We start from the raw sequence: 24,560 nt of genomic DNA on the forward strand, positions 1-24,560 counted from the left end.
CTGCACGGAACGCAACGCACCCTTCCTCTAACGGACCCGGGCAATAGGCTGGCCGCACGGGCGCAGGAGAGCGTGCCCCCGACCGCGGAGACCACCGTGCAGTTTTACGATTCGATGATTGAGCTCGTCGGCAACACCCCGCTCGTGCGGCTCAACAACGTGACCAAGGGCATCCAGGCCACCGTCCTGGCGAAGGTCGAGTACTTCAACCCCGGCGGGTCGGTGAAGGACCGGATCGCCGTGCGGATGATCGAGGCCGCCGAGCAGTCGGGTGAGCTGCAGCCCGGCGGCACCATCGTCGAGCCCACCTCCGGCAACACCGGTGTGGGCCTGGCGATCGTCGCGCAGCAGAAGGGGTACAAGTGCATCTTCGTCTGCCCCGACAAGGTGTCGACGGACAAGATCAATGTGCTGCGGGCCTACGGCGCCGAGGTGGTGGTCTGCCCCACCGCCGTCGACCCGGAGCACCCGGACTCGTACTACAACGTCTCGGACCGGCTGGTGCGTGAGACGCCCGGTGCCTGGAAGCCGGACCAGTACAGCAACCAGAACAACCCGCGCTCCCACTACGAGAGCACCGGTCCCGAGCTGTGGGAGCAGACGGGCGGCCGGATCACCCACTTCGTGGCGGGCGTCGGCACCGGCGGCACGATCAGCGGCACCGGCCGCTATCTGAAGGACGCCAGCGACGGCAAGGTCAAGGTCATCGGCGCCGACCCGGAGGGCTCCGTCTACAGCGGCGGCTCCGGGCGCCCGTATCTGATCGAGGGCGTCGGTGAGGACTTCTGGCCGACGGCCTACGACCGTACGGTCGCGGACGGGATCGTGGCGGTCTCGGACAAGGACGCCTTCCAGATGACCCGGCGGCTGGCCAAGGAGGAGGGCCTGCTGGTCGGCGGCTCCTGCGGGATGGCCGTCGTGGGCGCGCTGGAGGTCGCCGCGAAGCTCGGCCCGGACGACGTGGTGGTCGTGCTGCTGCCGGACAGCGGCCGGGGCTACCTCTCCAAGATCTTCAACGACGAGTGGATGGCCGACTACGGCTTCCTGGAGGAGGGCGGTCCCGCCGCCCGCGTCGGTGACGTGCTCCAGCACAAGGAGGGCGCGCTGCCCTCGCTGGTGCACATGCACCCGGAGGAGACCGTCGGCGAGGCGATCGAGGTGCTGCGCGAGTACGGCGTCTCGCAGATGCCGATCGTCAAGCCGGGCGCCGGGCACCCCGACGTGATGGCCGCCGAGGTCGTCGGCTCGGTCGTCGAGCGCGAGCTGCTGGACGCGCTGTTCACCCAGCGCGCCTCGCTGACCGACCCGCTGGAGAAGCACATGTGCCCGCCGCTGCCGCAGGTCGGCTCGGGCGAGCCGGTCGCCGACCTGATGGCGGTCCTGGAGAGCGCGGACGCCGCGATCGTCCTCGTCGAGGGCAAGCCGAAGGGCGTGGTGAGCCGGCAGGACCTGCTGGCCTATCTGGCGCGCGAGGCCGGCAAGTAGCAGTGGTTCCCGGCGGCCGTCCTCCGGGGCGGCCGCCGCGCCGTGCCCGTCAAGGCGTCAACTGGCCGCCGGGAAAGGGGCCGTCGGAAAGAGGCCGTGGGGAAACGGGCCGTCACCGCAAGGTGTACGCGGGCGTCATGTGCGCGCAGCACACGCTTAACACGCGTCGGGCACAGTCATGGGTAGGCGACAAGGACCTCCGGAGCGGCTCCCGGACCTCCCTCATCGCCGCCCGGACGCGACCGGCCCTGACCCGGCGCGTCCCTCGCGGGGACCGCCGTCGTCCCGCCCCTGGCCCCCCGGCCGGGGTGCGGCGGTCCCCGCGACACCTTCCCCGGCCCGCTCCTGGCGGAGCCTCAGTCCACCGCGCCGTCGCCGCGGTCCGTCCGCGGACGCGGCGCCTGCCGGGTGCGCGAGCCGTGCACGGCGTTGACGCCGACGATGCCGGCCCAGGTCACCAGCAGGCCCGCCAGACCGGCGTACGCCGCCGCGACCGTGGACAGCGGGATGGCCAGCATCAGGGAGAAGGCGGCGAAGCCGAAGCGTTCCCAGAACTCCCTGCCGCCGCCCGCCTGGCGGGGTGGCAGGGTGCCGCGCGCCACCTGGATCTGCTGCTCGGCCAGCTGCCGCCGCACCCGCCGGTCGACGCCCGCCTCCAGCTTCTCCAGGAAGGACTCCAGCAGCTCCGCCTCGTACTCCGGCCCCAGCTCCTTGCGCGTCTGGAGGGTCGCGTCGAGTTCCTTGCGCAGTTCGGGGTCGTGTGTCGCCATGCTGCAGAGCGTACGGACGGTGAGCGGGCGGCGCGCTGGGGTTAACCCCCCGATCCGGCGGGGGTGTGCTCCCCTTCGAGCGTGCCGGTCCCCGCCGTGCGGGCGGTGTCGTGACGGGCGGCGAACCAGTACAGGACGGCCGGTACCGCGAGCCCGACCAGCCAGGAGATGTCGGCGCCGCCGAGCGGTGCCACCAGCGGGCCGGTGTAGAAGTGCGTGGCCAGGAACGGCAGCTGGGCCAGCACCCCGAGGACGTAGACCGTCAGCGCCCGGACGTTCCAGGCCCCGTAGCGGCCCTCGGGGTCGCTGAGCGCAGGGATGTCGTAACGCTCCTTGGAGATCAGGTAGTAGTCGACGAGGTTGATCGCCGACCAGGGTGTGAAGAACGTCAGCAGGAAGAGCAGGAAGTCCTTGAAGGACGTCAGGAACGAGTCCTTGCCCAGGAGCGCGACGGCGGTGCCGGCCACCATGATCCCGGCGATGTAGGCGGCGCGCCCGCGCGGGGAGAGGGTGCGCTGCCCGCGGAAGCCGCTGACGCTGGTGACCAGCGACATGAAGCCGCCGTAGGTGTTGAGGACGTTGATGGTGAGCTTGCCGAGCGCGATCACGAAGTAGAGGAACGAGGCGATCAGCCCCGCACCGCCCAGGCCGACGACATAGCCGACCTCGTGTCCCACGAACGCGGCCGGTGCCGCGGCGGCCGCCAGCGCGCCGAACGTCATCGACCACTGCGAGCCGAGCACCGAACCGGCCAGCGTCCACCAGAACGTGGCGCGCGCCGAGGTGTGCCGCGGGAGGTAGCGCGAGTAGTCGGCGACGTACGGGCCGAACGCCAGCTGCCAGGACGCCGAGAGGGAGACGGCGAGCAGGAAGACCGGCAGCCCGAAGCGGTGGTCGGCGAGGAGCGTGCCGAGGTCGGCGCGTTGCAGCAGCCGGATGCCGAGGTAGACGAAGGCCAGCGCGCAGACCAGGCCGGCGATCTTGCCGAGGGTGTGGATGAGGCGGTAGCCGACGGTCGCGGCGACGGCGGTGACCGCGGCGAAGAGCACGATCCCCGGCGTCTCCCCGAGGTGGGTCAGCTCGCCGACCGCCTGCCCGGCCAGCACGCTGCCGCTGGCGAAGAACCCGATGTACATCACGATGACCAGCGCCAGCGGGACCACCGCACCGCGCACCCCGAACTGCGCCCGGGAGGTGATCATCTGCGGCAGTCCCAGCCGGGGCCCCTGCGCGGAGTGCAGCGCCATCACCGCGCCGCCCAGGAGGTTGCCGAGCAGCAGCCCGATCACCGCCCAGAAGGCGTTCGCCCCGAAGACGACGGCCAGGGCGCCGGTGACGACGGCGGTGATCTGGAGGTTCGCGCCCAGCCAGAGGGTGAACTGACTGACCGCGCTGCCGTGCCGTTCCTCGTCGGGGACGACATCGATGGAGCGCCGTTCGACCACACCTGCCATGAATCCGCCTCGGGTCGCCGCCTGTATGGATTCATGCAGGATCGATGGCAGTGAATGGAAGGTCAATAGGTAGGGCCGATGACCACGGTTAATTACTGGTAACGGCGGCTTCGGGCGGCGGTCGCCCCGGGCAGCGGTCGCCTCAGGTGGCGGCTGTCGCGTCCAGCGGTCGCAGCTCCTCGGCGTAGGAGACCGAGAGTCGCCGCATCAGCCCGTCCTCGGTGATGTCGTACTGCCCCAGCCGCCACAACGGCGGCGAGTAGGCGTGCACCGACACCGCGTCGTCGGTCGCCCCGGTGAGCCGGTGGATGTGGTCCGGGCCGAAGCAGAACGAGGAGCCCGCGCCGACCGCGGTGGCCGGGTGCGCGCCGCCGATCCGGGGGTTGGACTCGGTCAGGACGCCCTGGACGACGCGCACCGCCCCCGAGGAGAGGTCGTGGTCGTGCCAGCCGGTGTCGTTCTGCCGGGTCCAGCACAGCAGCCAGACATCGACGAACTCGTCGCGGTAGAGGGAGGCGTAGTGCCGCTCGGTGTCGGAGAACGCGACCTGCTCGCGCCACAGGTCAGGGCGCGCGGCGAGCGCGTCGACCAGGGTCCGCAGCTCGCGCTTGTCGAGGGTGCGCTCGGGCAGTGCGGAGAACGGCTGCTCGCCGTCGGGGACCTCACGGGCAGCGGTGGCCTGGGAGGCGGTGTCCGTCATGGGCGGGCTCCATTCGTCGGGCCCAGGAGGCGGGCCGGGTTGGTGTGGCGCAGGGCGTGGACGGCGGCGTCCGAGCCGAGGTCGGGGAGGGCGGGCTCAAGAGGTGCGGCGCGCGGCGCCTCCCGCGGAGGGCGGTGGTGGGCGACGGGTCGGGCATAGGGGCGGTCGCTGCCGCTGACCACCACATCGATGCCGACGGCCCGGACGAGGGCGTCCACCGCACGGGTCCCGTAGGACGACGTCTCGTAGAAGACCCGGCAGTCCACCCGGCCGCGGTCCCGGCCGCCGCCGCGTGCGACCAGCCGCTCACCGTGCAGCGGCGCCAGGCCGGCCAGCGCGGCGAAGCAGACCCGCAGCTCCGGGTGGCGCGGCCGCCCGAAGGCCCGGAAGGCGAACCAGGAGGCGTGCAACTGCTGGACGTAGGGAACCAGGGCGGGCCACCAGGCGGGGGTGGGGGCGAGGTCCGGGGCGGGGGCGGGCGTGTCGGTGGGTGGTGCCGCGCCGGGGTGCACGAACAGTGGCTTGTCCTGCTCGGTGACAACGTCCAGCAGAGGTGCGCAGCGGGCCCAGCCCGCGGCGTCGAGGAGGGCGGTGGCGGGGAGCTGGAGGCCCACACAGCCGCGCGCCAGCGCACCCCGCAGCGCCGCGGTGTCCGGCTCGGCGCCGGAGAGGCAGGCCGAGGCCCAGACGCCGAAGGGGGCGGGCAGCTCCAGCGCGCCGTCATGGAAGGCGGCGAGCAGCGGGGCGGCCTCCGCGGGCGGCAGGTATTCGATGCCGAGCGGACTGGAGAGCGACACCAGGGCGCGGTCCAGTCCGTCGGCCTGGGCGAGCCGGGTGCGGGCCGCGGCGTCGTGGTCGGCGGGATCGACGGCGTACGGCGGCTCACCGGGCAGGTGCAGCGTCCAGCCGTCGAGCCGAGGCGGCGCGGTGCGGGACCGCAGCAGGGCCACGAACCCGGGCGGCCAGAGGTGCTGGTGGACGTCGGTGTGCACGGGCCTCCCTTCGGGGCGGCGCGGTCGGGCGAACGGCACCCGCGGCCGGGCCCGCCGCGCTGAACCGCTTCACTTAACCGATTAACTGATGCGCTTAAGTGAAACGGTTAACAGCCGTCGCTGTCAAGACACACCGGCCCCGCCGGGCCGTGCGCGCCACCGGGCGCGGCCGCATCGTGGCCGGGCGCGGCGCCCTCCTTGGGTAGGCTTCCGGGCATGGCCAGGCCCAATAAGCGCACCACCCTCCGCGAGGTGGCCGAGGCCACCGGACTCTCCACCGCCGCCGTCTCCTACGCGCTGCGCGGCAAACACGTCTCCAAGGAGACCGAGGAGCGGGTGCGCAGGGCCGCCGCCGAGCTCGGCTACGAGGCCGACCCGATCGCCCGCGCGCTGGCCAGCGGCCGTACGAGCACGGTCGGGGTGCTCGCCGGAGACCTGCAGGACCTGTGGCAGCAGCACCTGATGGCCGCCATAGGGCGTGAGCTGCTGGCGGGGGACCGCTACGCACTGATCCTCGACGCCGGCGGCGACCCCGTACGCGAACTGGCCCTTGCCAAGCAGCTGCGGGACCAGCGGGTGGACGGTCTGCTGGTCTCGCCCGTCGATCCGTCCGCCGAGGGCTGGTCGGTCATCGCCGACGCCGTGCCGGTGGTCTCCATCGGCGACGCGCTGAGCCGGGCCCGTACGGCGGGTGAGGTGCTCTTCGACAACCGGGCGGGCATCGACGCGGTCCTCGACTACCTCCGCGGACTGGGCCACGGCCGGGTCACCGTGCTGACCCCGACCGGCCCCTCCACCCCCGACCGCCCCGCCGACGTCTATGTCCGCGAGGCCGCCGACCGCCTCGGCATCGAGGCCGAAGTCCTGCCCTGCCCGCAGGAGTTGGACGCGGCGACCGCGATGGCCCGCCGTGTCCTGGCCAACAGCCCGGACGGCCGCCGCCCGGCCGGCGCGCTCGCCCCGCCCACCGCCGTCTTCTGCTTCTCCGACTCCATCGCCTACGGCGTCTACGCGGCCGCCGCCGAGGCCTCCCTCACCGTCGGCCGCGACCTCTCCGTCGTCGGCTTCGACGACCACCCCGTCTCCCGGGTCCTCACCCCGCCCCTGACCACCGTCGACTGGGGCCTGACCGACATCGCCAAGGAGGCCGCCCGCCTCGCGGTCGCCGCCATCGAGGGCCGCCGCGTCCGCCGCAAACGCATCCTGTGCGCCCCCCGCCTCTCGGAACGGGGCTCGGCGGCGGCGCCCGCGCGGGGGTGAGGCCGCGGGCGGCCGCCGCCGAACGACGCGCAGTGGACGCGTGACCGGGGCATCGGACCCGTGGGCCGGCCCGGCCGCGTGGACTGCGCCGGGCCCGCCGTCCCCGTCCGGGCTCCGGCTGCACGGTGCCGTGCTGAGGAGCAGACTGGTGCCGGGCGCTCCGGTACGGTCGGGGCGTGTGTACCGGTGGTCGGCCGACGGGCGGATGGGCGGGTCCTCGATGAAACGGTCCTCGACGGACGAGGCCGCGGCGGCGGGTGAGGCCGCGGAGCGGCGCGGTGGCGCGGCGGTGGACGGGGGCGTGCCGCAGGGGGAGCCGGCGGAGCGGCTGGAGGCGCACCGTACCGAACTGACAGGCTACTGCTACCGGATGCTGGGGTCGGCGTTCGAGGCCGAGGACGCCGTGCAGGAGACCATGGTGCGGGCCTGGCGGAGCTACGACCGGTTCGAGGGGCGTTCCTCGCTGCGGTCCTGGCTCTACCGGATCGCCACGAACGTCTGCCTGGACCTGCTCAAGGGCAGTCAGCGCCGGGCCCGGCCGATGGACCTCGCCTCCCCGTCGAGCGTGGACGCCCCGATCGGCACGGGGCTGCCGGAGGCGACCTGGATCGGGCCCGTCCCGGACCAGCGGGTGCTGGCGTCCGCCGGGGACCCGGCGGAGACCGCCGTCGCCCGGGAGTCGATCCGGCTGGCCTTCATCTCCGCGCTGCAGCGGCTGGCGCCCCGGCAGCGCGCGGTGCTGATCCTGCGGGAGGTGCTGAGCTGGTCGGCGAGCGAGGTCGCCGAGCTGCTGGGCAGTTCGGTCGCCTCGGTCAACAGCGCGCTGCAGCGGGCCCGCGCCACCCTCGCCGCGTCCGGTGACGGCGCCGCCGACGCCCCGCGGCAGCCGCTGGACGAGGCCCAGGAGGCGCTGCTGCGGCGCTATGTCGACGCCTTCGAACGGTTCGACATGGACGCGCTCACGGCCGTGCTGCACGAGGACTCCACGCTGTCCATGCCGCCGTACGCGCTGTGGCTGCACGGCCGCGGCGACATCCTGAAGTGGCTGCTCGGGCCGGGCGGCGGCTGCGAGGGGTCGCGTCTGGTGCCGGTCCGGGCGAACGGCCGGGCGGCGTTCGGGCAGTACCGCGCGGACGGCACGCCCTGGGCGATCCAGGTCATCGAGGCGGCGGACGGCCGGGTCACCGCGCTCCAGTGCTTCCTGGACACCGAGCGGCTGTTCCCGCTCTTCGGGCTGCCGCTGCGCCACGACGGTCCCGGGGTCAGCTCAGCTTCTGCTTCCTGAGCCAGGCCTCGGCCACCCGGTCCGGGTCCCGCTTCTCCTTGTCGACGAGGCGGTTGAGTTCGGTGAGCTGCGGGGTGGTGAGGGTGTTGCCGAGGCGGGCGAGGGCCTTGCGGACCGTGGAGTCGGCCTTGCGGGCGGCGATCAGCGGCACGATGTGCTGGGCGGGGATCAGGTTCTTGGGGTCGGCGAGCAGCACCCAGCCGTTCGCCGCGGTGTCGACGTCGGTGGTGAAGACGTTGGCGATGTCGATGTCGCCCTTCTTCAGGGCGCCCTTGACCAGCGGACCGGACGAGTCCAGCGCCTTGAACTCCTTGAACTCCACGCCGTACTTCTCCTTGAGCCCGACCAGCCCGACCACCCGCTTCTTCATCTCGGCGGCGGCGCCGAAGACCAGCTCGCCGTCCGCCTTGCGCAGGTCGGCGAGCGTCTTCAGCCCGTAGCGGTCGGCGGTCTCCCGGGTCACGGCGAAGCTGTCGCGGTCCTCGGCGGCGGCGTACGGGAGGACTTCGAGGCCGTTGGGCAGCACGGTGGCCAGCGCGTTCTGCATCGCGCCCGCCTCGGTCTCGGTGGCGTGCTTGTCCAGGTAGAGCAGCAGGCTGCCCTGGTACTCGGGGAGCAGATCGATGTCGCCGGAGCGCAGGGCGGGGACCACGATCTCGCGGGAGCCGAGGTTGGGCTTGACGGTGGTCTTGACGCCGGCGGCGTTCAGCACGCCCGCGTAGAGGTAGCCGAGGATCTGGTTCTCGGTGAAGTTGGCGGTGCCGATGGTCAGTCCGCCGCTGCTGCTGCCGCTGTCACCGCCGACGCCGTTGCCCTTGAGGGAGGTGATGCCGGAGGAGCAGGCGGCCAGCAGCGGGGCCGAGGCGCCGGCGAGGAGCGTGGTCAGGACGGTACGGCGGTTCATGGGCGGGACTCCTCGGGACGGAGGGACGGGGCGGCGGTGCCCGGCGGGCGGCGCGGTGCTCAGCGGGCGGTGGCCGGGCGGCCGCGGAACAGCAGCCGGGTCAGACCGCCCAGTGCCAGGTCGGCGGCGACGGCGAGCACGGCGACCAGCGCCGCGCCCCCGAGGACCTGCACCAGGTCGCGCTGCGCCAGGCCGTCGAAGACATAGCGGCCCAGCCCGCCGAAGCTGACGTAGGCGGCGATGGTGGCGGTGGCGACGACCTGCACGGTCGCCAGCCGGATGCCGGTCATGATCAGCGGGAGCGCGAGCGGGAGTTCGACCTGCCAGAGGACCTGGCGGCCGCGCAGCCCCACCCCCTTGGCGGCGTCCCTGACCTCGGGGTCGACGGCGGCCATGCCCGCGTACGTGTTGGTGATGATCACCGGCACGGCGAGCGCGACCAGGGACACGTACACCGGCCAGACGCTCAGCCCGCCCGCCAGGAACACCAGGGTGACCAGGCCGACGGTGGGCAGCGCCCGGCCGAACGAGGCGAGGTTGACGGCGAGGAAGGCGCCCCGGCCGGTGTGCCCGATGAGCAGGCCGACCGGCAGGGCGATCACGGCCGCGGCGAGGGTGGCCAGCACCGAGTACTCCAGGTGCTCCGCGACGCGGACGGCGATGCCCTCGGGGCCGGACCACTGGGCCGGACTGGTCAGCCAGGCGGCGAGGTTCTTCAGGAGTTCGAGCATCGGCGCGTCACGCTGCCTTCCGCCACAGAGAGGGGCGCTGCCGGGAGGTGCCGCGCCGCCAGGGGGTGCACAGCCACTGGACGGTCACCAGCAGCGCGTCGGCGACCAGGGCGAGCAGCAGGGTCAGGGCCACACCGGCGACGACCGGGGTGGGGTAGTTGCGCTGGAAGCCGTCGGTGAAGAGCTGGCCGAGGCCGCCGTAGCCGATGTAACTGGCCACGCTGACCAGGGAGATGGACATCACGGTGGCGACCCGTACGCCCGCCATGATCACGGGGAGGGCGAGCGGCAGCTCGACGGTGAGCAGGGTGCGCAGCGGCCGGGTCCCCATCGCCTCGGCGGCCTCACGGGCCTTGGCCGGGACCGCGTCCAGCCCCTCGACGGTGTTCCGCACCAGCACGACCAGGGTGTACGCGGTCAGCCCGACGATCGCGGTGGTGCGGGTGAGACCGGTGACCGGCAGCAGCAGGACGAAGAAGGCCAGGGAGGGGATGGTGTAGAGGATGTTGGAGGCGCCGAGCACGAAGCCGCGCAGCGGCCGTACGCGGTGCGCGAGGACCGCCAGCGGCAGTGCGATCAGCAGGCCGAGGAGGACCGCGGGGACGGCGGTGGCGAGGTGGTCGGCGGTGAGCCGGGCCAGCTCGTCGGCGTGGTCGGGGAACCAGCCCCATTCGATGGTCATGCGGAGCGCTCCGGGGCGGCGTCGGCCTCGGGGGACGCGGCGCCGCCGGTGTCCCCGGAGGCGGGCGGCTCAGCGGCGGGCTCCTGGGGGGACTGCGCGGCGGACTCCTTGGCGGCCGCCGCCCGGCCCGCCTCCGTGTGGCTGCGGCCCGCCCGGTCGTGGATGGCGTCGCGGGAGGTGAGGCCGGTCAGCACGCCGTCGGCGGAGACCCGGGCGACCGCGGCGGCGGGGGAGGAGACCGCCTCGTTGAGCGCGGAGAGCAGCGAGTCGGTGTCGCGCAGCGGCCGGACGGCCTCCAGGGGGGCCTCGCCGGCCGTGCCGCCGGAGGGCAGCGCGTCGGTGTCCAGCCAGCCCAGCGGTTCGCCGCGCGGGGAGGTCACCAGGCGCCAGCGGTTGCCGTCGCGGGATATCGCGCCGACCGGCTCGTCCGCGCGTATCTCCCGGCCGGGCGCGTAGGGGACGTCCGCGAGGGTGGTGAGCGAGAGCAGCTTCAGCCCGCGCTCGGCGCCCAGGAAGTCCGCGACGAAGTCATCGGCCGGACGGGCCAGCAGTTCGGCGGGCGCGGCGCACTGGACCAGCCGGCCGCCGGTGCGGAAGACCGCGATCCGGTCGCCCAGCCGGACCGCCTCGTCGATGTCGTGGGTGACGAAGACGACGGTCTTGCGCAGCTCCTCCTGGAGCCGCAGCAGCTCGTTCTGCAGCTGGGTGCGGACGACCGGGTCGACCGCGCCGAACGGCTCGTCCATCAGGAGCACGGGCGGATCGGCGGCGAGCGCACGGGCCACGCCGACCCGCTGCTGCTGGCCGCCGGAGAGCTGGTGCGGATAGCGCCTGCCGGCGTCGGCGGGCAGGCCGACCAGCTCCAGCAGCTCGGCGGCGCGGGCACGGGCCTTGCGCCGGCCCCAGCCCAGCAGCAGCGGGACGGTCGCGATGTTGTCCAGGACCGTACGGTGAGGGAAGAGGCCGGACTGCTGGATGACGTAGCCGATGCCGCGGCGCAGCTCGGCGGCGTCCGCCCGCTGGATGTCACGGCCGCCGACGCTGACCGTGCCGGATGTCGGCTCGACCATGCGGTTGACCATCCGCAGGGTGGTCGTCTTGCCGCAGCCCGACGAGCCGACGAGGACGGTGACACCGCCCTCGGGGAGGTCCAGGGACAGCTCGTCCACGGCGGTGGTGCCGTTCGGGTATCGCTTGCTGACTGCGTCGAACTTGATCATCCGCTGCCCCTTGCCCGGCCTGCATATGGTCATGCAGAGTCTTAGGCGCGTGAATAGAAGTCAATAGGTGGTGGGGGATCGCCCGTTACCCCGCCCGTTGCTTCGGGTCACCGTACGGAACGAGGTGTCGGACTTCTGTCCACAAAGCGCGTTATATGAGGGAGTTGAGCCCCTTGGTTTCTCACATGCTGGACAGCGGTCGACGCGTCACACTCGACGGAGCCGCGCTGCGCACCACCGATATCGCCGCCCTCGCCGACCGCACCGCACACCCCGCGCCGCCCGACCCCAAGGCCTACGCCCGTGCCGAGGAGTCCTGGGAAACCGCCCGCCGCCTCGCCGCCACCGGCCGGGTCTACGGGCGCAGCACCGGCGTCGGCGCCAACCGCACGGAGGACGTCGGGGCCGCCGACGCCGACCACGGACTGCGGCTGCTGCGCAGTCACGCCGGTGCGATCGGCGACCCGCTGCCCGGCCGCGAGGTGCGGGCCATGCTCGCGGTACGCGCCAACCAGCTGCTGGCGGGCGGCGCGGGTCTGAACCCCGCCGTGATCACCGCGCTCCTCGACGCCCTGGACAGCGGCGCCCACCCCGTCGTCAACGAACACGGCGCCGTCGGCACCGGCGACCTGGCCGCGCTCGCCCAGACCGGCCTCGCCCTGGCCGGCGAACACCCCTGGCACTGTGCGCCCGGCGGCCGGGCCCCCGCCCCCCTCGCCCTCGACAACAACGACGCCCTCGCCCTGATCAGCAGCAACGCCCTCACCTTCGGCCAGTCCGCGCTCGCCCTCGACGAGCTGCGCCGGCTGCTGGCCGCCTCGCTCCCGGTCGCCGCGCTCTCCCTGCTCGCGGTCGGCGGCTCCGCCGAACCCTTCGCCGAACCGGTTCTGCTCGCTCGCCCGCACCCCGGCTCAGCGGCCGCCGCCACCCGGCTGCGCACCCTCTCCGGCATCCCGCCCCGCCCCACCCCGCCCCTCGGCCGCATCCAGGACCCGTACGGCTTCCGCTGCCTCCCGCAGATCCACGGCCCGGCGCTGGACGCCGCCGACACCCTGGACCGGGTGCTGACCGTCGAGGTGAACGCCGCCGCCGAGAACCCGCTGATCAGCATCGAGGACCAGGCCGCCTACCACCACGGCAACTTCTACGCCGCCCACGCCGCGCTCGCCCTGGACACCTTCCGGCTGGCCGTGCTCCAGACCGCCCGGTTGTCCACCGCCCGGCTCGCCGCGCTCTCCGAGCCCGACCTCACCCGGCTGCGGCCGTTCCTCGGCGACGCGGCGCCCGCCAGCTCCGGCGTGATGATCCTGGAGTACGCGGCCGGCGCGGCACTCGGCGAGATGCGCGCGGTCTCCCACCCGGCCTCGCTCGGCCACGCCGTCCTCTCCCGCGGCGTCGAGGAACAGGCCAGCTTCGCCTCCCTCGGCGCCCGCCAGGCCCTGCGTGCCTGCACCTACTACCGCCAGATCCTCGCCTGCGAACTGGTCGCCGCCATACGCGCGCTGCGCCTGCGCTCCCTGGAACCCGACCCGGGCCTCCCCTTGGCCGCTGCTTACCACCTTGCCGCCGAGGTGCTTGATCCGCGTATGGAGGACCGGCCTCTTACCGACGATGTGGGGGTGGCCATGGGGGTGCTGGATGGGCTGGCGGGGGTGTGAGGGGGCCGGTGTTCGGCGGCCGGGCTGGTGCTGCGCGGTGTGCGGCGGGCTGGGGTGCCGGTGGCAGCGGCGGTCTCGTACGGCGCGGGGCTCGGCGTTCGGTGGGGCCGTCGGTGTTCCGGTGGGGGCGTACGGCGGTGGGGTGGCCGGTCTCCGGCGGGGCTGCCGGTGGCCGGGCGGCGGCGTACGGCCGGATCGTGTCGCGTGCGCGGACCGGAGCGGGCCAGGAATTCCGTACAGTCGGTCGACACAGGACAAGGCCCCGACCGGGCCGGGAAGAAGAGGCGATGAGCGGGGACGGGGACAACGGCGGCGGTATCGGCGGCGCGGCCGGTGACGGGCCGCGGGACGAGGCCGGTACGACGCGGGGCGCACGGGGCTCGCGGGGCGCCGTGGGCCCGGACTCCGGAACGGGTGCCGGGGCGGGGGCTGCGACGGATGCGGGTGCGGGTGCCGGGGCGGAGTCCGGTGTGGATTCCGGTCCTGGCTCCGGGGCGGGCTCCGGTGGGGAAACCGGCACCGCCGCCCGCCTCCAGAAGCTGTTCGAGGGCCACCGGCTGACCCCCACCCAGCGTCGGATCGCCCACTGCATGGTGCGCCGGGCCGCCGACGCGCCCTTCCTCTCCAGCGTCGAACTGGCCGAACTGGCCGGTGTCAGCCAGCCGTCCGTGACCCGCTTCGCCGTCGCCCTCGGCTTCGACGGCTACCCGGCGCTCCGCCGTCATCTCCGTGAGGTCGCCCCCGCGGACAAGCCGGCCGACGCCGGCTCCGCCAACGAGTACCAGCAGGCCGTGCAGGCCGAGATCGACAACCTCCGCCATCTCGCCGCCGCCCTCGCCGACCCGTCGCCGGTGATCGAGGCCGGTCGCCTCTTCGCCGCCTCCCGCCCGCTCCCCGTCCTCGGCCTGCGCGCCGCCACCGCCCAGGCCGCCGGCTTCAGCTACTTCGCGCGCAAGGTGCACCCCGACGTCCGGCTGCTGGACGAGGGCGGCACCCTGCTCACCGACCGCATCGACGCCGCCGTACGCGCCGGGGCGAGCGCCCTTCTCTGCTTCGCGCTGCCCCGCCACCCCCGCGAGGTCGTCGACGCGCTGGAGTACGCCCGCACGGCCGGCCTGACCGTCGTCACCGTCGCCGACAGCGCCTTCGCTCCCGTCGCCCACCACACCGACCTCCTCCTCCCCGCCCCCGTCGGCACCGGCCTGGCCTTCGACACGGCCTGCGCGCCCATGCTGCTGGGCCGCGTCCTCCTGGAGGCGATGTGCGACGCCCTGCCGGACGCCCAGGCCCGCCTGGAGGAATTCGACGCGAGGGCGGCGGCACGGGGGCTGTTCGTGGAGTGAGCCGGGGCGGTTCCCGGGCCCTTCGGGGTGTGGGCGAAAACTGCTCGTGGCGTGAGTTGTGACGCCCGTGGCGTCGGCCGCGTTGCTCATGGCGTCGGCCGTGTTGCCCGTGGAGCGACGTGGCGCTGTCCGTGGAACGAAGTGGCGCTGTCCGCGGAGTGACGTGGCGGCGTGACGTGGAGGCGTGGCGTGAGGGGCCGGGCGGGCGTCACTCGTTCCGGTGGCGCCCGCACGTCGTAGCGCCCTCCGCCCGCTCTCCCCACTCCCTCCCCGCTCCCTCCCCACGCCTTCCCCGCTCCGCTCCCGCCCGCCCCGGCCGGTCGCTCCGCTCCCGCCCGCCCCGGCCGGTCGCTCCGCTCCCGTCCGTCTCAGGGAATCCTCATCCGGGCTGGCTACGATCCGCCGCCGGTACAGGTGCGCCGTCGCCGGGTGCCGGTCAGCTCCGGGGGCCTTCCGGACGGCTGCCGGACGGGCAGGGCGTAGCGGTCTCGGGGCGAGGAGGTCTGTCGTGGGGCGTGGGGCGTATGCGCTGGCGCGGGTGGCGGTGGTGGTACGGGCACCGGCCGGCTGGCTGTGGTGGCCGGGGCTGTTGGCCGCGGGGGTCGGGGCGCTGGTGCCGGGACTGACCGGCCGGACGGCCGGAGCCGCGGTCGGCGCGGTGCTGTTCGTGGGCGCGGCGCTCGTGGCGTTCACCGCGCGGCGCGGCCGGTACACGGCGCTGGCGAGCGGCGCGGCACGGGCCGGGAGGGCCGTCATCCTCCAGGACCGGGCGGTCACCCTCCGGGTCTGGCGACGGGCGCACCGCTGGCGCCTGCTGCTCGCCTTCTTGGCGGCGGTCGCCTCGTCGGCCGTGCTGCCGACGGCCGGCGGTCTGCTGATGGCCGGCGCCGCGCTCGGACTGTGGGGCAAGGCCCGGTGGCTGGGCCGCTGGGAACGCCGGCACGAGGCCCTCCTGTGGGTCCGCCCCGAGGCCGCCCGGCATGGCGGCCCGACGGGCAAGGAGGTCCATGGCTACGCACTGACGGGACCCGCAGCGGGGGACGCGCGGCCGGGCGGGGCGCGGGCGGGGGACGCACGGGCTGTCGGGGCGCGGGCCGGTGGCGCGCGTGCCGGGGGCTGAGGGGCGGTGACCGCGGGACCGGCGGACGCTGTGCGGTCTCGTCGGTCCCGTTCGGCTACGCCCGGCCGAGGTGGCGGAGGGACTCGGTGTGGGCGGCGCCGCTTTCCGCGGTGAGGTCCTCCAGGGTCTGCGGGGTGCGGATGGTCGCGAAGCGGATCGTGCCGTCCGCGTCCGGTGCGTAGCCGTAAATCCCGGGGCGGGGGAGGGAGTTGTAGGCGAAGTGGGTGGAGAAGTAGTACGCGCCGGTGTCCAGGAGGGCGGCGTGATCGCCGGACTCCAGGAGGGGCAGCGGACGGTTCTCGGCGACCAGGTCGCCCGCGAAGCAGCACGGCCCCGCGATGTCCTGGGCGACCGGATCACCCGTCTTGGGGCGCCCCTCGGCGTCGTAGGCGCCGACGCGGATCGGCCAGGCCTCGGGGACGAAGACGGTACGGGTGGCGACCTGGGCCCCGGCGTGGGTGACCGCGATCGGCCGGCCGCCGGCCGACTTCGCGTACTCGACGCGGGCGAGGACCGTGCCGTGCTTGGCCAGCAGTGAGCGGCCGAACTCGGTGACCAGGCCGTAGCGTCCGGACAGCAGGCCGGGGACGGCGGCGTGGAGCCGCGCCGCGTACTCGCGGTAGGTCGGGGCCTGGGTGTCCGAGGAGAAGTTCACCGGCAGGCCGCCGCCGATGTCGAGGGTGTCGATCTGGCGTCGCCCGGCCCGCTCGTTGATCTCCTCGGCCAGGAGGAACAGGGCCTCCACGCCCGAGGTCATCAGCTCCAGCGGCATGCCCTGGGAGCCGACGTGGGCGTGCAGCCGGGTCAGCCACGGACGCTCGAGGGCGGCGCGTATCACCCACTCGCGGGCGCCCTCGTCGCGCAGCCCGACACCGAACTTGGAGGTGTCGGTGGCGGTGCTCATCGCCCCGATGCTGCCGCCGCCGATCTGCGGGTTGACCCGCAGGCCGATGGGCGCGGTGCTCGGCGCGGAGGACATCAGCGCGTCGATCCGCGCCAGTTCCTCGGGGTTGTCGGCGTTGACGGCGATCCCGAGGGCCAGCGCCTCGCGCAACTCGGCGTGGGTCTTGGCGGGCGAGTCCAGCACGGTCCGGGCGACCGGCACCCCGGCGGCACGGGCCAGCGCCAGCTCACCGGGGCTGGCCACCTCGCAGCCGAGCCCCTCCTCCGCGAGCAGCCGCAGGACGGGGACGAGCGAGGCGGCCTTCACCGCGAAGGCATGCAGGACCGGGGTGTCCGGTGCGGTGAACTCCTCGAACGCGGCGCGGAGTTCACGTGCCGAGCGGCGGATTCCGGCGATGTCCAGCAGCCCGGCAACGGGCTCGCCGGGCCCCACCAGGCCCTCGGCAACGGCTGTCTGTACGGCACGGTCTCGGTCCGTGAAGCTCATGGGACAACTCCATCATTGGGTGGGGGTGTCACGCCAATGGACATCGAATGCGCTGGTCAGGCCGCTACTGACCCACGCCCCCGACCCGCCCGACGCCAGATGCCGCCGCTCTCAGGGCGTCGAACGACCCCGGATGCCGCCGGCCCACCCCAGCAGATGCCTCCGGCCCCGGGGGCGGGCCGGAGGCATCTGCTGGGGTGGGGACGATCCGGGCGCCGCCCGGGACGCCCTCCCTCTCAGGTCGCCGAGCCTCCGCTCAGCCCCGCCTTGCCCTGGCGTTCGGTGAGGCGGGAGCCCGACTCGCGGCGGGCGGCGCGGCGCAGGAGCGGCACGGCGAGGAGGAAGCCGAGGACGGCCCAGGCGGTGAGTACCAGGGCCACCGTCGGAAGCTCCCAGGAACCGGCTGGCTCCGCGGCCCGTGCGGCGTCCGGCAGCAGGGAGGAGCGCAGACCCTGGGCCACCCACTTGAGCGGGAAGACGGAGGCGATCTTCTGGACCATCTCGGGCAGTGTGGAGAGCGGGAACATCGCCCCCGAGGTCATCAGCAGCGCCATCACCGGCAGCATGATCAGCGCAATCGCCTCACGCGGGTTGGGCAGCACGGCGCCGAGCGCCGCTCCCAGGGGTACGACGGCGAGCAGCCCGAGAGCGCTGACCCACAGCAGCGTCAGCCAGCCTTCCGGCCCGTGGGGCAGCGGCCCGTCCGCCACCAGGGCGGCGGCTCCCAGCAGGAGGACCAGCGTCCCGAGCGCCATCGCGACCACCATCACCGACTTGGCGACGAGATAGGCCGGGATGCCGCCGGGGGTGGCGCGCAGCCGCAGCAGGGCACCTTCCTCGCGCTCGGTCACCATGATCTGCGGGAGGTTGACCAGCCCGATCTGGACCAGCAGATAGGCGGCGAAGCCCGCGAGCGTCAGATGGGACATCGGGATGTCGGTGCCGGGCACCTTGGAGTCCACGTAACCGGCGATCACCAGCGCGACGACCACATTGATCAGGTGGCCGCTCAACTCCTTGGGATTACGCAGGAGATGCCGCAGCTCGATCCCGCCCCGCAGCACACCGGCGCGCCAGGTGCGGCGGCGGGTGCGTGGTGCGGAGGCGCCGGGCGTCGTCCCGCCGGTCGTGTGGGACGGGCCGGTGGCGCCCGCCGCGTGCGTGGTGCCGGTCCGCTCGACCGTGCCCGTCGCCGCTGTCGTGTCAGTCACTTCGGTCCCCCTCATGCGGCTCGCTTCCTTCCGTCCGGGGCCCCGTTCCCCTGGGCGCCCGGGATTCCGGCCTCGGCTCCGTCCTTGGCGTGCTGGTGGACCATGTGCAGATAGGTGTCCTCCAGCGTCGGGCGGCGCACCTCCAGACCGGCGACCGGTCCACCCGTCTCCTGATGGAGCTCCCAGACCAGCTGGGACGGGTCCGAGGAGCGTTCACGACGGGCGGTGCCGTCGGCCGCCGTCCAGCGGACCTCGGCCTGCGCGGCGGCCCTCCGGGACAGTTCCGACGGGGTTCCGCAGACCCGGATGCGGCCGTTGACCAGCATCGCTATCCGGTCGGCCAGCCGCTCGGCCTCGAACAGGTCGTGGGTGGTGAGCAGGACGGTGACGCCCTCGTCGCGGGCGAGCCGTTCGACCAGGTCGTGGAAGTGGCGCCGGGCCTCGGGGTCGAAACCGGTGGTCGGCTCGTCCAGGAAGAGGAGTTCGGGGCGGCCCACGATGGCGAGTGCGACGTCCAGACGGCGGCGCTGGCCACCGGACAGCTGGCCCACCTGCCGGCCGGCCTGCTCGGTGAGGCCCACCACGGCGAGCAGTTCGTCCGGGTCGCGCGGATGCGGGTGGTAGGTGGCGAAGTGCCTCAGCAGCTCGGCGACCTGCCAGCGGCGGTGGTCGCGCCAGGACTGCAGGACCAGTCCGATCCGGCCGCGCCAGGCGTCCCCGCCGTGCGCCGGGTCCGTGCCCAGGACGCTGACCTCGCCGGCCGAGCGCTGGCGGAAGCCCTCCAGGATTTCGACCGTGGTGGTCTTCCCCGCGCCGTTGGGGCCGAGCAGCGCGAAGATCTCGCCGCGGCGGATGTCCAGATCGATGCCGTGCAGGATGTGGGAGCTGCCGTACGACATCTTCAGGCCGCTCGTACGGATCACGGTCTGGCCGGGTGCGGTCGGGCCCGTGGGGGCCCCGGCCGTCGTGGCCGGGCCTACGGGCGGGTGCTCGGTTGTCGTCATCGGCCCGCCTTTGCGTGTGGTTGCTGGTGTGGTGTGCCGGACGGCGTCGCCGCTGCGGACTCCGGAGCCGGGGTGGGCCCCGCGCCCTCGACGATGGCGCGGAGGGCGGCCACATGGCCCTCGAAGGCGGTCCGGCCGCGGCTCGTCAGCCGCACCCTGGTGCGGCGTTTGCGGCCGCCGCCCTCCTTGTGGATCTCCAGATATCCGGCCTCTTCCAGCGTGTGCAGCTGCTTGGAGAGCGCCGAGTCGCTGAGCGAGAGGCTGTCGCGGATGAAGGGGAAGTCGGCCCATTCCGTGGCGGCGAGCAGTGCCACCACGGACAGCCGGGTGGAGGGGTGGATCAGTTCGTCGAAACCACTCGGGGTACTCATCGGGATGCCTTTGCGTAGATCGTTCTTTCGCCCCGGTCGCGGAGTGTGCTCACCGCCCAGCGGTTCGCCGGGCAGACGAAGAGCAGGAAGGTGCCCGCCGAGAGGGTGGCCTGGATCAGGCTGCCGAACGGCAGCGCCAGCCACTCGACCAGTCGGCCGGAGAGCAGGATGGCCACGATGGTCACCGCCATGCCGGCGAAGAAGGTCGCGAACGACCGCCAGCTGTGGCGCGAGCGGTGCAGCCGCATCCGCGTCCGGCGGTTGAGCACCGTGGCCAGGGTGCCCAGTACGGCGACGTAGGCGGTCAGTGCCAGCCAGAACACCCAGCGGGGCATATCCAGGCCGGAAACGGCCAGGAACACCCACATGAGTGCCGCGGTGACCTGCAGAGCCGCGGTGTCGCCCTGGGCGGTTCTCTCGATCTCGTCGTAGACCCGCTCCTGCGGGACCCGGATGCGCTGTAGATCCTGCCAGGCCTGTTCGGCATCCACAGTCGTGGACATGGCCATCGCCTCCCCAAGGCGGTCGAGCTGTACCCCGTTTACTTGCCTGATAGGAAAGTTAGCGCAGACTTTCCCAGCAGGCAAGTCAAAACCGCGGTCGGTTGGCCGGTTCGCGCGGCTCGCTGCGGGCGGCGTGCCGCGTCCTGTTGACTAGCGCTATTCAGTAGCCCCAAGATGTGAATAGCTCAATCCATTCGACGTCAGGGAGGCACGGCCCATGTCGGGACCGCGACCCGTGCGGGCACCGCGCGGTACGGAGCTGAGTGCTCGGGGATGGCAGCAGGAAGCCGCGCTGCGCATGCTGCAGAACAACCTCGATCCGGAGGTGGCCGAACACCCGGACCAGCTCGTCGTCTACGGCGGCACGGGCAAGGCCGCGCGCGACTGGCGCTCCTTCGACGCGATGGTGCGCACGCTCACCACGCTCAAGCAGGACGAGACGATGCTCGTCCAGTCCGGCCGCCCGGTCGGCGTGATGCAGACCCACGAATGGGCACCGCGGGTGCTCATCGCCAACTCCAACCTCGTCGGCGACTGGGCCAACTGGGAGGAGTTCCGCCGCCTGGAGGCCCTCGGGCTGACCATGTACGGGCAGATGACCGCCGGTTCGTGGATCTACATCGGTACCCAGGGAATCCTCCAGGGCACCTACGAGACCTTCGCCGCCGTCGCCGCGAAGAAGTTCGGCGGCACGCTGGCCGGGACGATCACCCTCACCGCCGGCCTCGGCGGCATGGGCGGCGCCCAGCCGCTCGCCGTCACCATGAACGACGGCGTCGCGATCTGCATCGACGTCGACCCGCGCGCCATCGAGCGCCGGATCGAGCACCGCTACCTGGGCGTGAAGGCCGACAGCCTCAAGCACGCCCTCGAACTCGCCGTCGAGGCCCGCGACCGGCGCAAGCCGCTCTCCATCGGCCTGCTCGGCAACGCCGCCGAGCTGCTGCCGCAGATGCTCGCCGAGGGCGCGCCGATCGACATCGTCACCGACCAGACCAGCGCCCACGACCCGCTGGCCTACCTTCCGGTCGGCATCGACTTCGACGACATGGCCGCCTACGCCGCCGAGAAGCCCGCCGACTTCACCCAGCGGGCCCGCGAGTCCATGGCCCGGCACGTCGAGGCCATGGTCGGCTTCATGGACGCCGGCGCCGAGGTCTTCGACTACGGCAACTCGATCCGCGGCGAGGCCCAACTCGCCGGATACGAGCGGGCCTTCGCCTTCCCCGGCTTCGTTCCCGCCTACATCCGGCCGTTGTTCGCCGAGGGCAAGGGCCCGTTCCGCTGGGCCGCGCTGTCCGGCGACGCCCGGGACATCGCCGCGACCGACAAGGCGATCCTGGACCTCTTCCCGGAGAACGAGTCGCTGGCCCGCTGGATCAAGCTGGCCGGTGAACGGGTCCACTTCCAGGGCCTGCCCGCCCGTATCTGCTGGCTCGGCTACGGCGAGCGCGACAAGGCGGGCGAGCGGTTCAACGAGATGGTCGCCGACGGCACCCTGCGTGCCCCGCTGGCCATCGGCCGCGACCACCTCGACTGCGGCTCCGTCGCCTCGCCCTACCGCGAGACCGAGGCCATGAAGGACGGCTCGGACGCGATCGCCGACTGGCCGCTGCTCAACGCCATGGTCAACGTCGCCTCCGGCGCCTCCTGGGTCTCGCTGCACCACGGCGGCGGCGTCGGCATGGGCCGCTCGATCCACGCCGGCCAGGTCACCGTCGCCGACGGCACCCCGCTGGCCGGCGAGAAGATCCGCCGGGTCCTCACCAACGACCCCGGCATGGGCGTCATCCGGCACGTCGACGCGGGCTACGAGCGCGCCGACGAGGTGGCCGCCGAGCGCGGCGTCCGCATCCCGATGCGCGAGGACGAAGGCGGGGACGCGTGACCGCCTCGTTCCACGAGATGTGGGAGGAGCTGCGGCCCCTGGGCCGCGCCTCCTCCTCCGGGGGCTACCGCCGCTACGCCTGGACCGGCGCCGACGCCGACTGCCGCGCGTGGTTCCGGGCCCAGGCCGAGGCCCGCGGGCTCGCCTACGAGCTGGACCGCAACGGCAACCAGTGGGCCTGGCTCGGCGCCTCCGGCTACCGGGACGTGGCCCCCGGCGACGCCGTCGTCACCGGCTCCCACCTGGACTCCGTACCGGACGGCGGCGCCTTCGACGGCCCGCTGGGCGTCGTCTCCTCCTTCGCCGCGCTCGACGAACTCCGCCGGAGGGAAGCGGAGTTCGGCAAGCCCCTGGCGATCGTCAACTTCGGCGACGAGGAAGGCGCCCGCTTCGGCCTGGCCTGCGTCGGCTCCCGGCTCGCCGCCGGGGCGCTGACCACCGAGGCCGCGCACCAGCTGCGCGACGGCGAGGGCATCACCCTCCCGCAGGCCATGGAGCGCGCCGGATACGACCCCGAGGCGATCGGCCCGGACCCCGAACGGCTCGCCCGGATCGGCGCGTTCGTCGAACTCCACGTCGAGCAGGGCCGCGCCCTGGACCTCTCCGGCGACCCGGTCGGCATCGCCTCCGCCATCTGGCCGCACGGCCGCTGGCGGTTCGACTTCCGGGGCGAGGCCAACCACGCCGGCACCACCCGCCTGGAGGACCGCCGCGACCCGATGCTCAGCTACGCCGCGACCGTGCTCGCCGCCCGCGAGCAGGCCCGGCTGGCCGGGGCCCTGGCCACCTTCGGGAAGATCAGCGTGGAGCCGAACGGCGTCAACGCCATCCCCTCGCTGGTCCGCGGCTGGCTGGACTCCCGCGCCGCCGACCAGGACACCCTCGACACCGTGATCACCGGGATCGAGCGGGCCGCCGCCGAGCGCGCCGCCCGCGACGGGGTGGACCTGACCGTCGTCCGCGAATCCTTCACCCCCGTCGTGGAGTTCCAGCACGCCCTGCGGGACGAGCTGAGCGCGATCCTCGGCAAGACGGCCGAGCGGCCCGTGCCGGTCCTGGGCACCGGCGCCGGGCACGACGCCGGTATTTTGTCCGGAACCGTCCCCACCGCGATGCTGTTCGTCCGCAACCCCACCGGGGTCTCGCACTCACCCGCCGAAGCGGCGGAGGAGGACGACTGCGTCGCCGGGGTCACCGCACTCGCCGACGTACTGGAGGGGCTGGCGTGCCGCTGACGACGCAGGCAACACCGACGACGTACTGGCTCGAACACGCCTGGCTCGGCACCCACGTCGAGCCGGGCGTGGCCGTGGACACCGCGGACGGGCGGATCACCGCCGTCCGCACCGGGGTGGACACCCCGCCGCCCGGCGCCACCGCGCTGCGCGGCCTGACCCTCCCCGGTCTCGCCAACGCCCACTCGCACGCCTTCCACCGCGCCCTGCGGGGCACCGTCCAGGTCGGCACCGGCACCTTCTGGACCTGGCGCGAGGTCATGTACAGCGTCGCCGACCGGCTCACCCCCGACACCTACTTCGCCCTCGCCCGCGCCGCCTACGCCGAGATGGCGCTGGCCGGCATCACCTGCGTCGGCGAGTTCCACTACCTGCACCACGCGCCGGGCGGCACCCGCTACAGCGACCCCAACGCCATGGGCGAGGCGCTGCTCGCCGCCGCCGACGAGGCCGGTATCCGCATCACCCTCCTCGACACCGCCTATCTCTCGGCCGGTTTCGGCGCCCCGCCCAACCACCACCAGCTGCGGTTCTCCGACGGCACCGCCGACGACTGGGCCCAGCGCGCCGAGGGGCTCAAGGAGCGCGCACACGCCCGCATCGGCGCCGCCGTCCACTCCGTACGCGCCGTCCCGGCCGGGCAGCTCGGCACCATCGCGGACTGGGCCCGCGCACGGCAGGCCCCCCTGCACGTCCACCTCTCGGAGCAGACCGCCGAGAACGACGCCTGCCGCGAGGCCCACGGCGTCACCCCCACGCGGCTGCTGGCCGACCACGGAGTGCTGGGCCCGCGCACCACCGCCGTGCACGCCACCCACCTCACCGACGAGGACATCACGCTGCTCGGCGGCTCCCACACGGGTGTGTGCATGTGCCCCACCACCGAACGCGACCTCGCCGACGGCATCGGACCCGCCGCCCGGCTCCAGGGCAGCGGCAGCCCGCTCTCCCTCGGCAGCGACAGCCACGCCGTCATCGACCTGCTCGAAGAGGCCCGCGCCATGGAGCTCGACGAACGGCTGCGCACCCGCACCCGCGGGCACTGGACGGCCGCCGCCCTGCTGCGCGCCGCGACCGCCGACGGTCACGCCGCCCTGGGCTGGGACGACGCCGGCACCCTCGAAGCCGGGGCGCTCGCCGACCTCACCACGATCGCACTGGACTCCGTACGCACCGCCGGACCACTGCCCCGGCTGGCCGCCGAGACGGCCGTATTCGCCGCCTCCGCCGCGGACGTACGCCACACCATCGTCGGCGGCCGGCAGATCGTCCGGGACGGTGCGCACACCCTTGTCCCCGACGTACCCACCGCCCTCGCCGCATCCATCGCCGCCGTACGCGGCTGAAGGAGAAC

The 24,560-nt window shown here is 73.5% G+C and carries 22 protein-coding genes; 9 read left to right on the forward strand and 13 right to left on the reverse strand.

Annotated elements, in window-relative coordinates:
- The first annotated feature begins 96 nt into the window (after positions 1-96).
- On the forward strand, positions 97-1,485 hold the full coding sequence (locus ACWC9R_RS23305; protein WP_450734168.1) for a cystathionine beta-synthase: 1,389 nt from the start codon (positions 97-99) through the stop codon (positions 1,483-1,485).
- 356 nt (positions 1,486-1,841) lie between these two features.
- Here the strand turns inward: ACWC9R_RS23305 and ACWC9R_RS23310 are convergent, their stop codons facing one another.
- From ACWC9R_RS23310 to ACWC9R_RS23325, 4 genes are all read right to left on the reverse strand, one after another.
- Positions 1,842-2,255, reverse strand: a complete 414-nt coding sequence (locus ACWC9R_RS23310; protein ID WP_450734170.1) for a hypothetical protein — start codon at positions 2,253-2,255, stop codon at positions 1,842-1,844.
- A 41-nt stretch (positions 2,256-2,296) separates the two neighbouring features.
- Positions 2,297-3,709 (reverse strand): purine-cytosine permease family protein, encoded by a 1,413-nt coding sequence (locus ACWC9R_RS23315; RefSeq protein ID WP_450734172.1) that lies wholly within the window; start codon positions 3,707-3,709, stop codon positions 2,297-2,299.
- Positions 3,710-3,851: 142 nt separating this feature from the next.
- Positions 3,852-4,409: a cysteine dioxygenase gene (locus ACWC9R_RS23320; protein WP_450734174.1), complete on the reverse strand. Its 558-nt coding sequence runs from the start codon at positions 4,407-4,409 to the stop codon at positions 3,852-3,854.
- A complete protein-coding gene (locus ACWC9R_RS23325) occupies positions 4,406-5,401 on the reverse strand; it encodes an amidohydrolase (RefSeq protein ID WP_450734175.1) in 996 nt (331 codons plus the stop codon). Before ACWC9R_RS23325 ends, ACWC9R_RS23320 begins: the two co-directional genes overlap by 4 nt.
- Before the next feature lie 216 nt (positions 5,402-5,617).
- Between ACWC9R_RS23325 and ACWC9R_RS23330 the strand changes: the two genes are divergently transcribed.
- Positions 5,618-6,661, forward strand: a complete 1,044-nt coding sequence (locus ACWC9R_RS23330; protein ID WP_450734177.1) for a LacI family DNA-binding transcriptional regulator — start codon at positions 5,618-5,620, stop codon at positions 6,659-6,661.
- A gap of 289 nt (positions 6,662-6,950) precedes the next feature.
- On the forward strand, positions 6,951-7,946 hold the full coding sequence (locus ACWC9R_RS23335; RefSeq protein ID WP_450734215.1) for a sigma-70 family RNA polymerase sigma factor: 996 nt from the start codon (positions 6,951-6,953) through the stop codon (positions 7,944-7,946).
- On the opposite strand, the gene ACWC9R_RS23340 is transcribed toward ACWC9R_RS23335, so the two are convergent.
- The 4 genes from ACWC9R_RS23340 to ACWC9R_RS23355 are packed head-to-tail and all read right to left on the reverse strand — an operon-like array spanning position 7,924 to position 11,483.
- Positions 7,924-8,850: an ABC transporter substrate-binding protein gene (locus tag ACWC9R_RS23340; protein ID WP_450734178.1), complete on the reverse strand. Its 927-nt coding sequence runs from the start codon at positions 8,848-8,850 to the stop codon at positions 7,924-7,926. The two genes, ACWC9R_RS23335 and ACWC9R_RS23340, sit on opposite strands and share 23 nt — an antisense overlap.
- Before the next feature lie 59 nt (positions 8,851-8,909).
- A complete protein-coding gene (locus ACWC9R_RS23345) occupies positions 8,910-9,581 on the reverse strand; it encodes an ABC transporter permease (RefSeq protein WP_450734180.1) in 672 nt (223 codons plus the stop codon).
- Positions 9,582-9,588: 7 nt separating this feature from the next.
- Positions 9,589-10,263: an ABC transporter permease gene (locus ACWC9R_RS23350; RefSeq protein WP_450734182.1), complete on the reverse strand. Its 675-nt coding sequence runs from the start codon at positions 10,261-10,263 to the stop codon at positions 9,589-9,591.
- Positions 10,260-11,483 carry an ABC transporter ATP-binding protein gene (locus tag ACWC9R_RS23355; protein WP_450734184.1) on the reverse strand — a complete coding sequence of 408 codons (1,224 nt, stop codon included), beginning with the start codon at positions 11,481-11,483 and terminating at the stop codon, positions 10,260-10,262. The genes ACWC9R_RS23350 and ACWC9R_RS23355 overlap by 4 nt, the downstream gene beginning before the upstream one ends.
- Before the next feature lie 185 nt (positions 11,484-11,668).
- On the opposite strand from ACWC9R_RS23355, the gene ACWC9R_RS23360 reads away from it, so the two are divergent.
- The 3 genes from ACWC9R_RS23360 (at position 11,669) to ACWC9R_RS23370 (ending at position 15,604) form a co-directional block, all read left to right on the forward strand.
- Positions 11,669-13,141: an aromatic amino acid ammonia-lyase gene (locus ACWC9R_RS23360; RefSeq protein ID WP_450734217.1), complete on the forward strand. Its 1,473-nt coding sequence runs from the start codon at positions 11,669-11,671 to the stop codon at positions 13,139-13,141.
- A 287-nt stretch (positions 13,142-13,428) separates the two neighbouring features.
- Positions 13,429-14,484, forward strand: coding sequence for a MurR/RpiR family transcriptional regulator (locus ACWC9R_RS23365; RefSeq protein ID WP_450734186.1), 1,056 nt, complete (start codon positions 13,429-13,431; stop codon positions 14,482-14,484).
- Between the two features lie 508 nt (positions 14,485-14,992).
- Positions 14,993-15,604, forward strand: a complete 612-nt coding sequence (locus ACWC9R_RS23370) for a hypothetical protein (RefSeq protein WP_450734187.1) — start codon at positions 14,993-14,995, stop codon at positions 15,602-15,604.
- A gap of 55 nt (positions 15,605-15,659) precedes the next feature.
- Here the strand turns inward: ACWC9R_RS23370 and ACWC9R_RS23375 are convergent, their stop codons facing one another.
- From ACWC9R_RS23375 to ACWC9R_RS23395, 5 genes are all read right to left on the reverse strand, one after another.
- Positions 15,660-16,994, reverse strand: a complete 1,335-nt coding sequence (locus tag ACWC9R_RS23375; RefSeq protein ID WP_450734189.1) for a diaminopimelate decarboxylase — start codon at positions 16,992-16,994, stop codon at positions 15,660-15,662.
- A 236-nt stretch (positions 16,995-17,230) separates the two neighbouring features.
- Entirely contained in the window at positions 17,231-18,220 is a 990-nt protein-coding gene (locus ACWC9R_RS23380; protein ID WP_450734190.1) for an ABC transporter permease, read from the reverse strand.
- Positions 18,217-19,209 carry an ABC transporter ATP-binding protein gene (locus tag ACWC9R_RS23385; RefSeq protein WP_450734192.1) on the reverse strand — a complete coding sequence of 331 codons (993 nt, stop codon included), beginning with the start codon at positions 19,207-19,209 and terminating at the stop codon, positions 18,217-18,219. The genes ACWC9R_RS23380 and ACWC9R_RS23385 overlap by 4 nt, the downstream gene beginning before the upstream one ends.
- Positions 19,206-19,580 carry a transcriptional regulator gene (locus ACWC9R_RS23390; protein WP_450734194.1) on the reverse strand — a complete coding sequence of 125 codons (375 nt, stop codon included), beginning with the start codon at positions 19,578-19,580 and terminating at the stop codon, positions 19,206-19,208. The genes ACWC9R_RS23385 and ACWC9R_RS23390 overlap by 4 nt, the downstream gene beginning before the upstream one ends.
- Positions 19,577-20,083: a hypothetical protein gene (locus ACWC9R_RS23395; RefSeq protein ID WP_450734196.1), complete on the reverse strand. Its 507-nt coding sequence runs from the start codon at positions 20,081-20,083 to the stop codon at positions 19,577-19,579. Before ACWC9R_RS23395 ends, ACWC9R_RS23390 begins: the two co-directional genes overlap by 4 nt.
- A 217-nt stretch (positions 20,084-20,300) precedes the next feature.
- Here ACWC9R_RS23395 and hutU point away from each other — a divergent pair, with 217 nt between their 5' ends.
- The 3 genes from hutU to ACWC9R_RS23410 are packed head-to-tail and all read left to right on the forward strand — an operon-like array spanning position 20,301 to position 24,552.
- On the forward strand, positions 20,301-21,971 hold the full coding sequence (gene hutU / locus ACWC9R_RS23400) for a urocanate hydratase (RefSeq protein ID WP_450734197.1): 1,671 nt from the start codon (positions 20,301-20,303) through the stop codon (positions 21,969-21,971).
- Between the two features lie 17 nt (positions 21,972-21,988).
- Positions 21,989-23,206 (forward strand): allantoate amidohydrolase, encoded by a 1,218-nt coding sequence (locus ACWC9R_RS23405; protein WP_450734218.1) that lies wholly within the window; start codon positions 21,989-21,991, stop codon positions 23,204-23,206.
- Complete coding sequence (locus tag ACWC9R_RS23410) at positions 23,197-24,552, forward strand: formimidoylglutamate deiminase (RefSeq protein WP_450734198.1); 1,356 nt, start codon at positions 23,197-23,199, stop codon at positions 24,550-24,552. The genes ACWC9R_RS23405 and ACWC9R_RS23410 overlap by 10 nt, the downstream gene beginning before the upstream one ends.
- The last annotated feature ends 8 nt before the right edge of the window (positions 24,553-24,560 follow it).

The sequence above is a fragment of the Streptomyces sp. NPDC001219 genome (assembly GCF_053597915.1).

Coding starts and splice junctions, on each gene's coding strand:
- ACWC9R_RS23310 (WP_450734170.1), bottom strand. CDS start 2,255: ATGGCGACACACGACCCCGAACTGCGCAAGGAACTCGACGCGACCCTC.
- ACWC9R_RS23315 (WP_450734172.1), bottom strand. CDS start 3,709: ATGGCAGGTGTGGTCGAACGGCGCTCCATCGATGTCGTCCCCGACGAG.
- ACWC9R_RS23320 (WP_450734174.1), bottom strand. CDS start 4,409: ATGACGGACACCGCCTCCCAGGCCACCGCTGCCCGTGAGGTCCCCGAC.
- ACWC9R_RS23330 (WP_450734177.1), top strand. CDS start 5,618: ATGGCCAGGCCCAATAAGCGCACCACCCTCCGCGAGGTGGCCGAGGCC.
- ACWC9R_RS23340 (WP_450734178.1), bottom strand. CDS start 8,850: ATGAACCGCCGTACCGTCCTGACCACGCTCCTCGCCGGCGCCTCGGCC.
- ACWC9R_RS23345 (WP_450734180.1), bottom strand. CDS start 9,581: ATGCTCGAACTCCTGAAGAACCTCGCCGCCTGGCTGACCAGTCCGGCC.
- ACWC9R_RS23350 (WP_450734182.1), bottom strand. CDS start 10,263: ATGACCATCGAATGGGGCTGGTTCCCCGACCACGCCGACGAGCTGGCC.
- ACWC9R_RS23355 (WP_450734184.1), bottom strand. CDS start 11,483: ATGATCAAGTTCGACGCAGTCAGCAAGCGATACCCGAACGGCACCACC.
- ACWC9R_RS23360 (WP_450734217.1), top strand. CDS start 11,669: ATGCTGGACAGCGGTCGACGCGTCACACTCGACGGAGCCGCGCTGCGC.
- ACWC9R_RS23365 (WP_450734186.1), top strand. CDS start 13,429: ATGAGCGGGGACGGGGACAACGGCGGCGGTATCGGCGGCGCGGCCGGT.
- ACWC9R_RS23375 (WP_450734189.1), bottom strand. CDS start 16,994: ATGAGCTTCACGGACCGAGACCGTGCCGTACAGACAGCCGTTGCCGAG.
- ACWC9R_RS23380 (WP_450734190.1), bottom strand. CDS start 18,220: ATGAGGGGGACCGAAGTGACTGACACGACAGCGGCGACGGGCACGGTC.
- ACWC9R_RS23385 (WP_450734192.1), bottom strand. CDS start 19,209: ATGACGACAACCGAGCACCCGCCCGTAGGCCCGGCCACGACGGCCGGG.
- ACWC9R_RS23390 (WP_450734194.1), bottom strand. CDS start 19,580: ATGAGTACCCCGAGTGGTTTCGACGAACTGATCCACCCCTCCACCCGG.
- ACWC9R_RS23395 (WP_450734196.1), bottom strand. CDS start 20,083: ATGTCCACGACTGTGGATGCCGAACAGGCCTGGCAGGATCTACAGCGC.
- hutU (WP_450734197.1), top strand. CDS start 20,301: ATGTCGGGACCGCGACCCGTGCGGGCACCGCGCGGTACGGAGCTGAGT.
- ACWC9R_RS23405 (WP_450734218.1), top strand. CDS start 21,989: ATGTGGGAGGAGCTGCGGCCCCTGGGCCGCGCCTCCTCCTCCGGGGGC.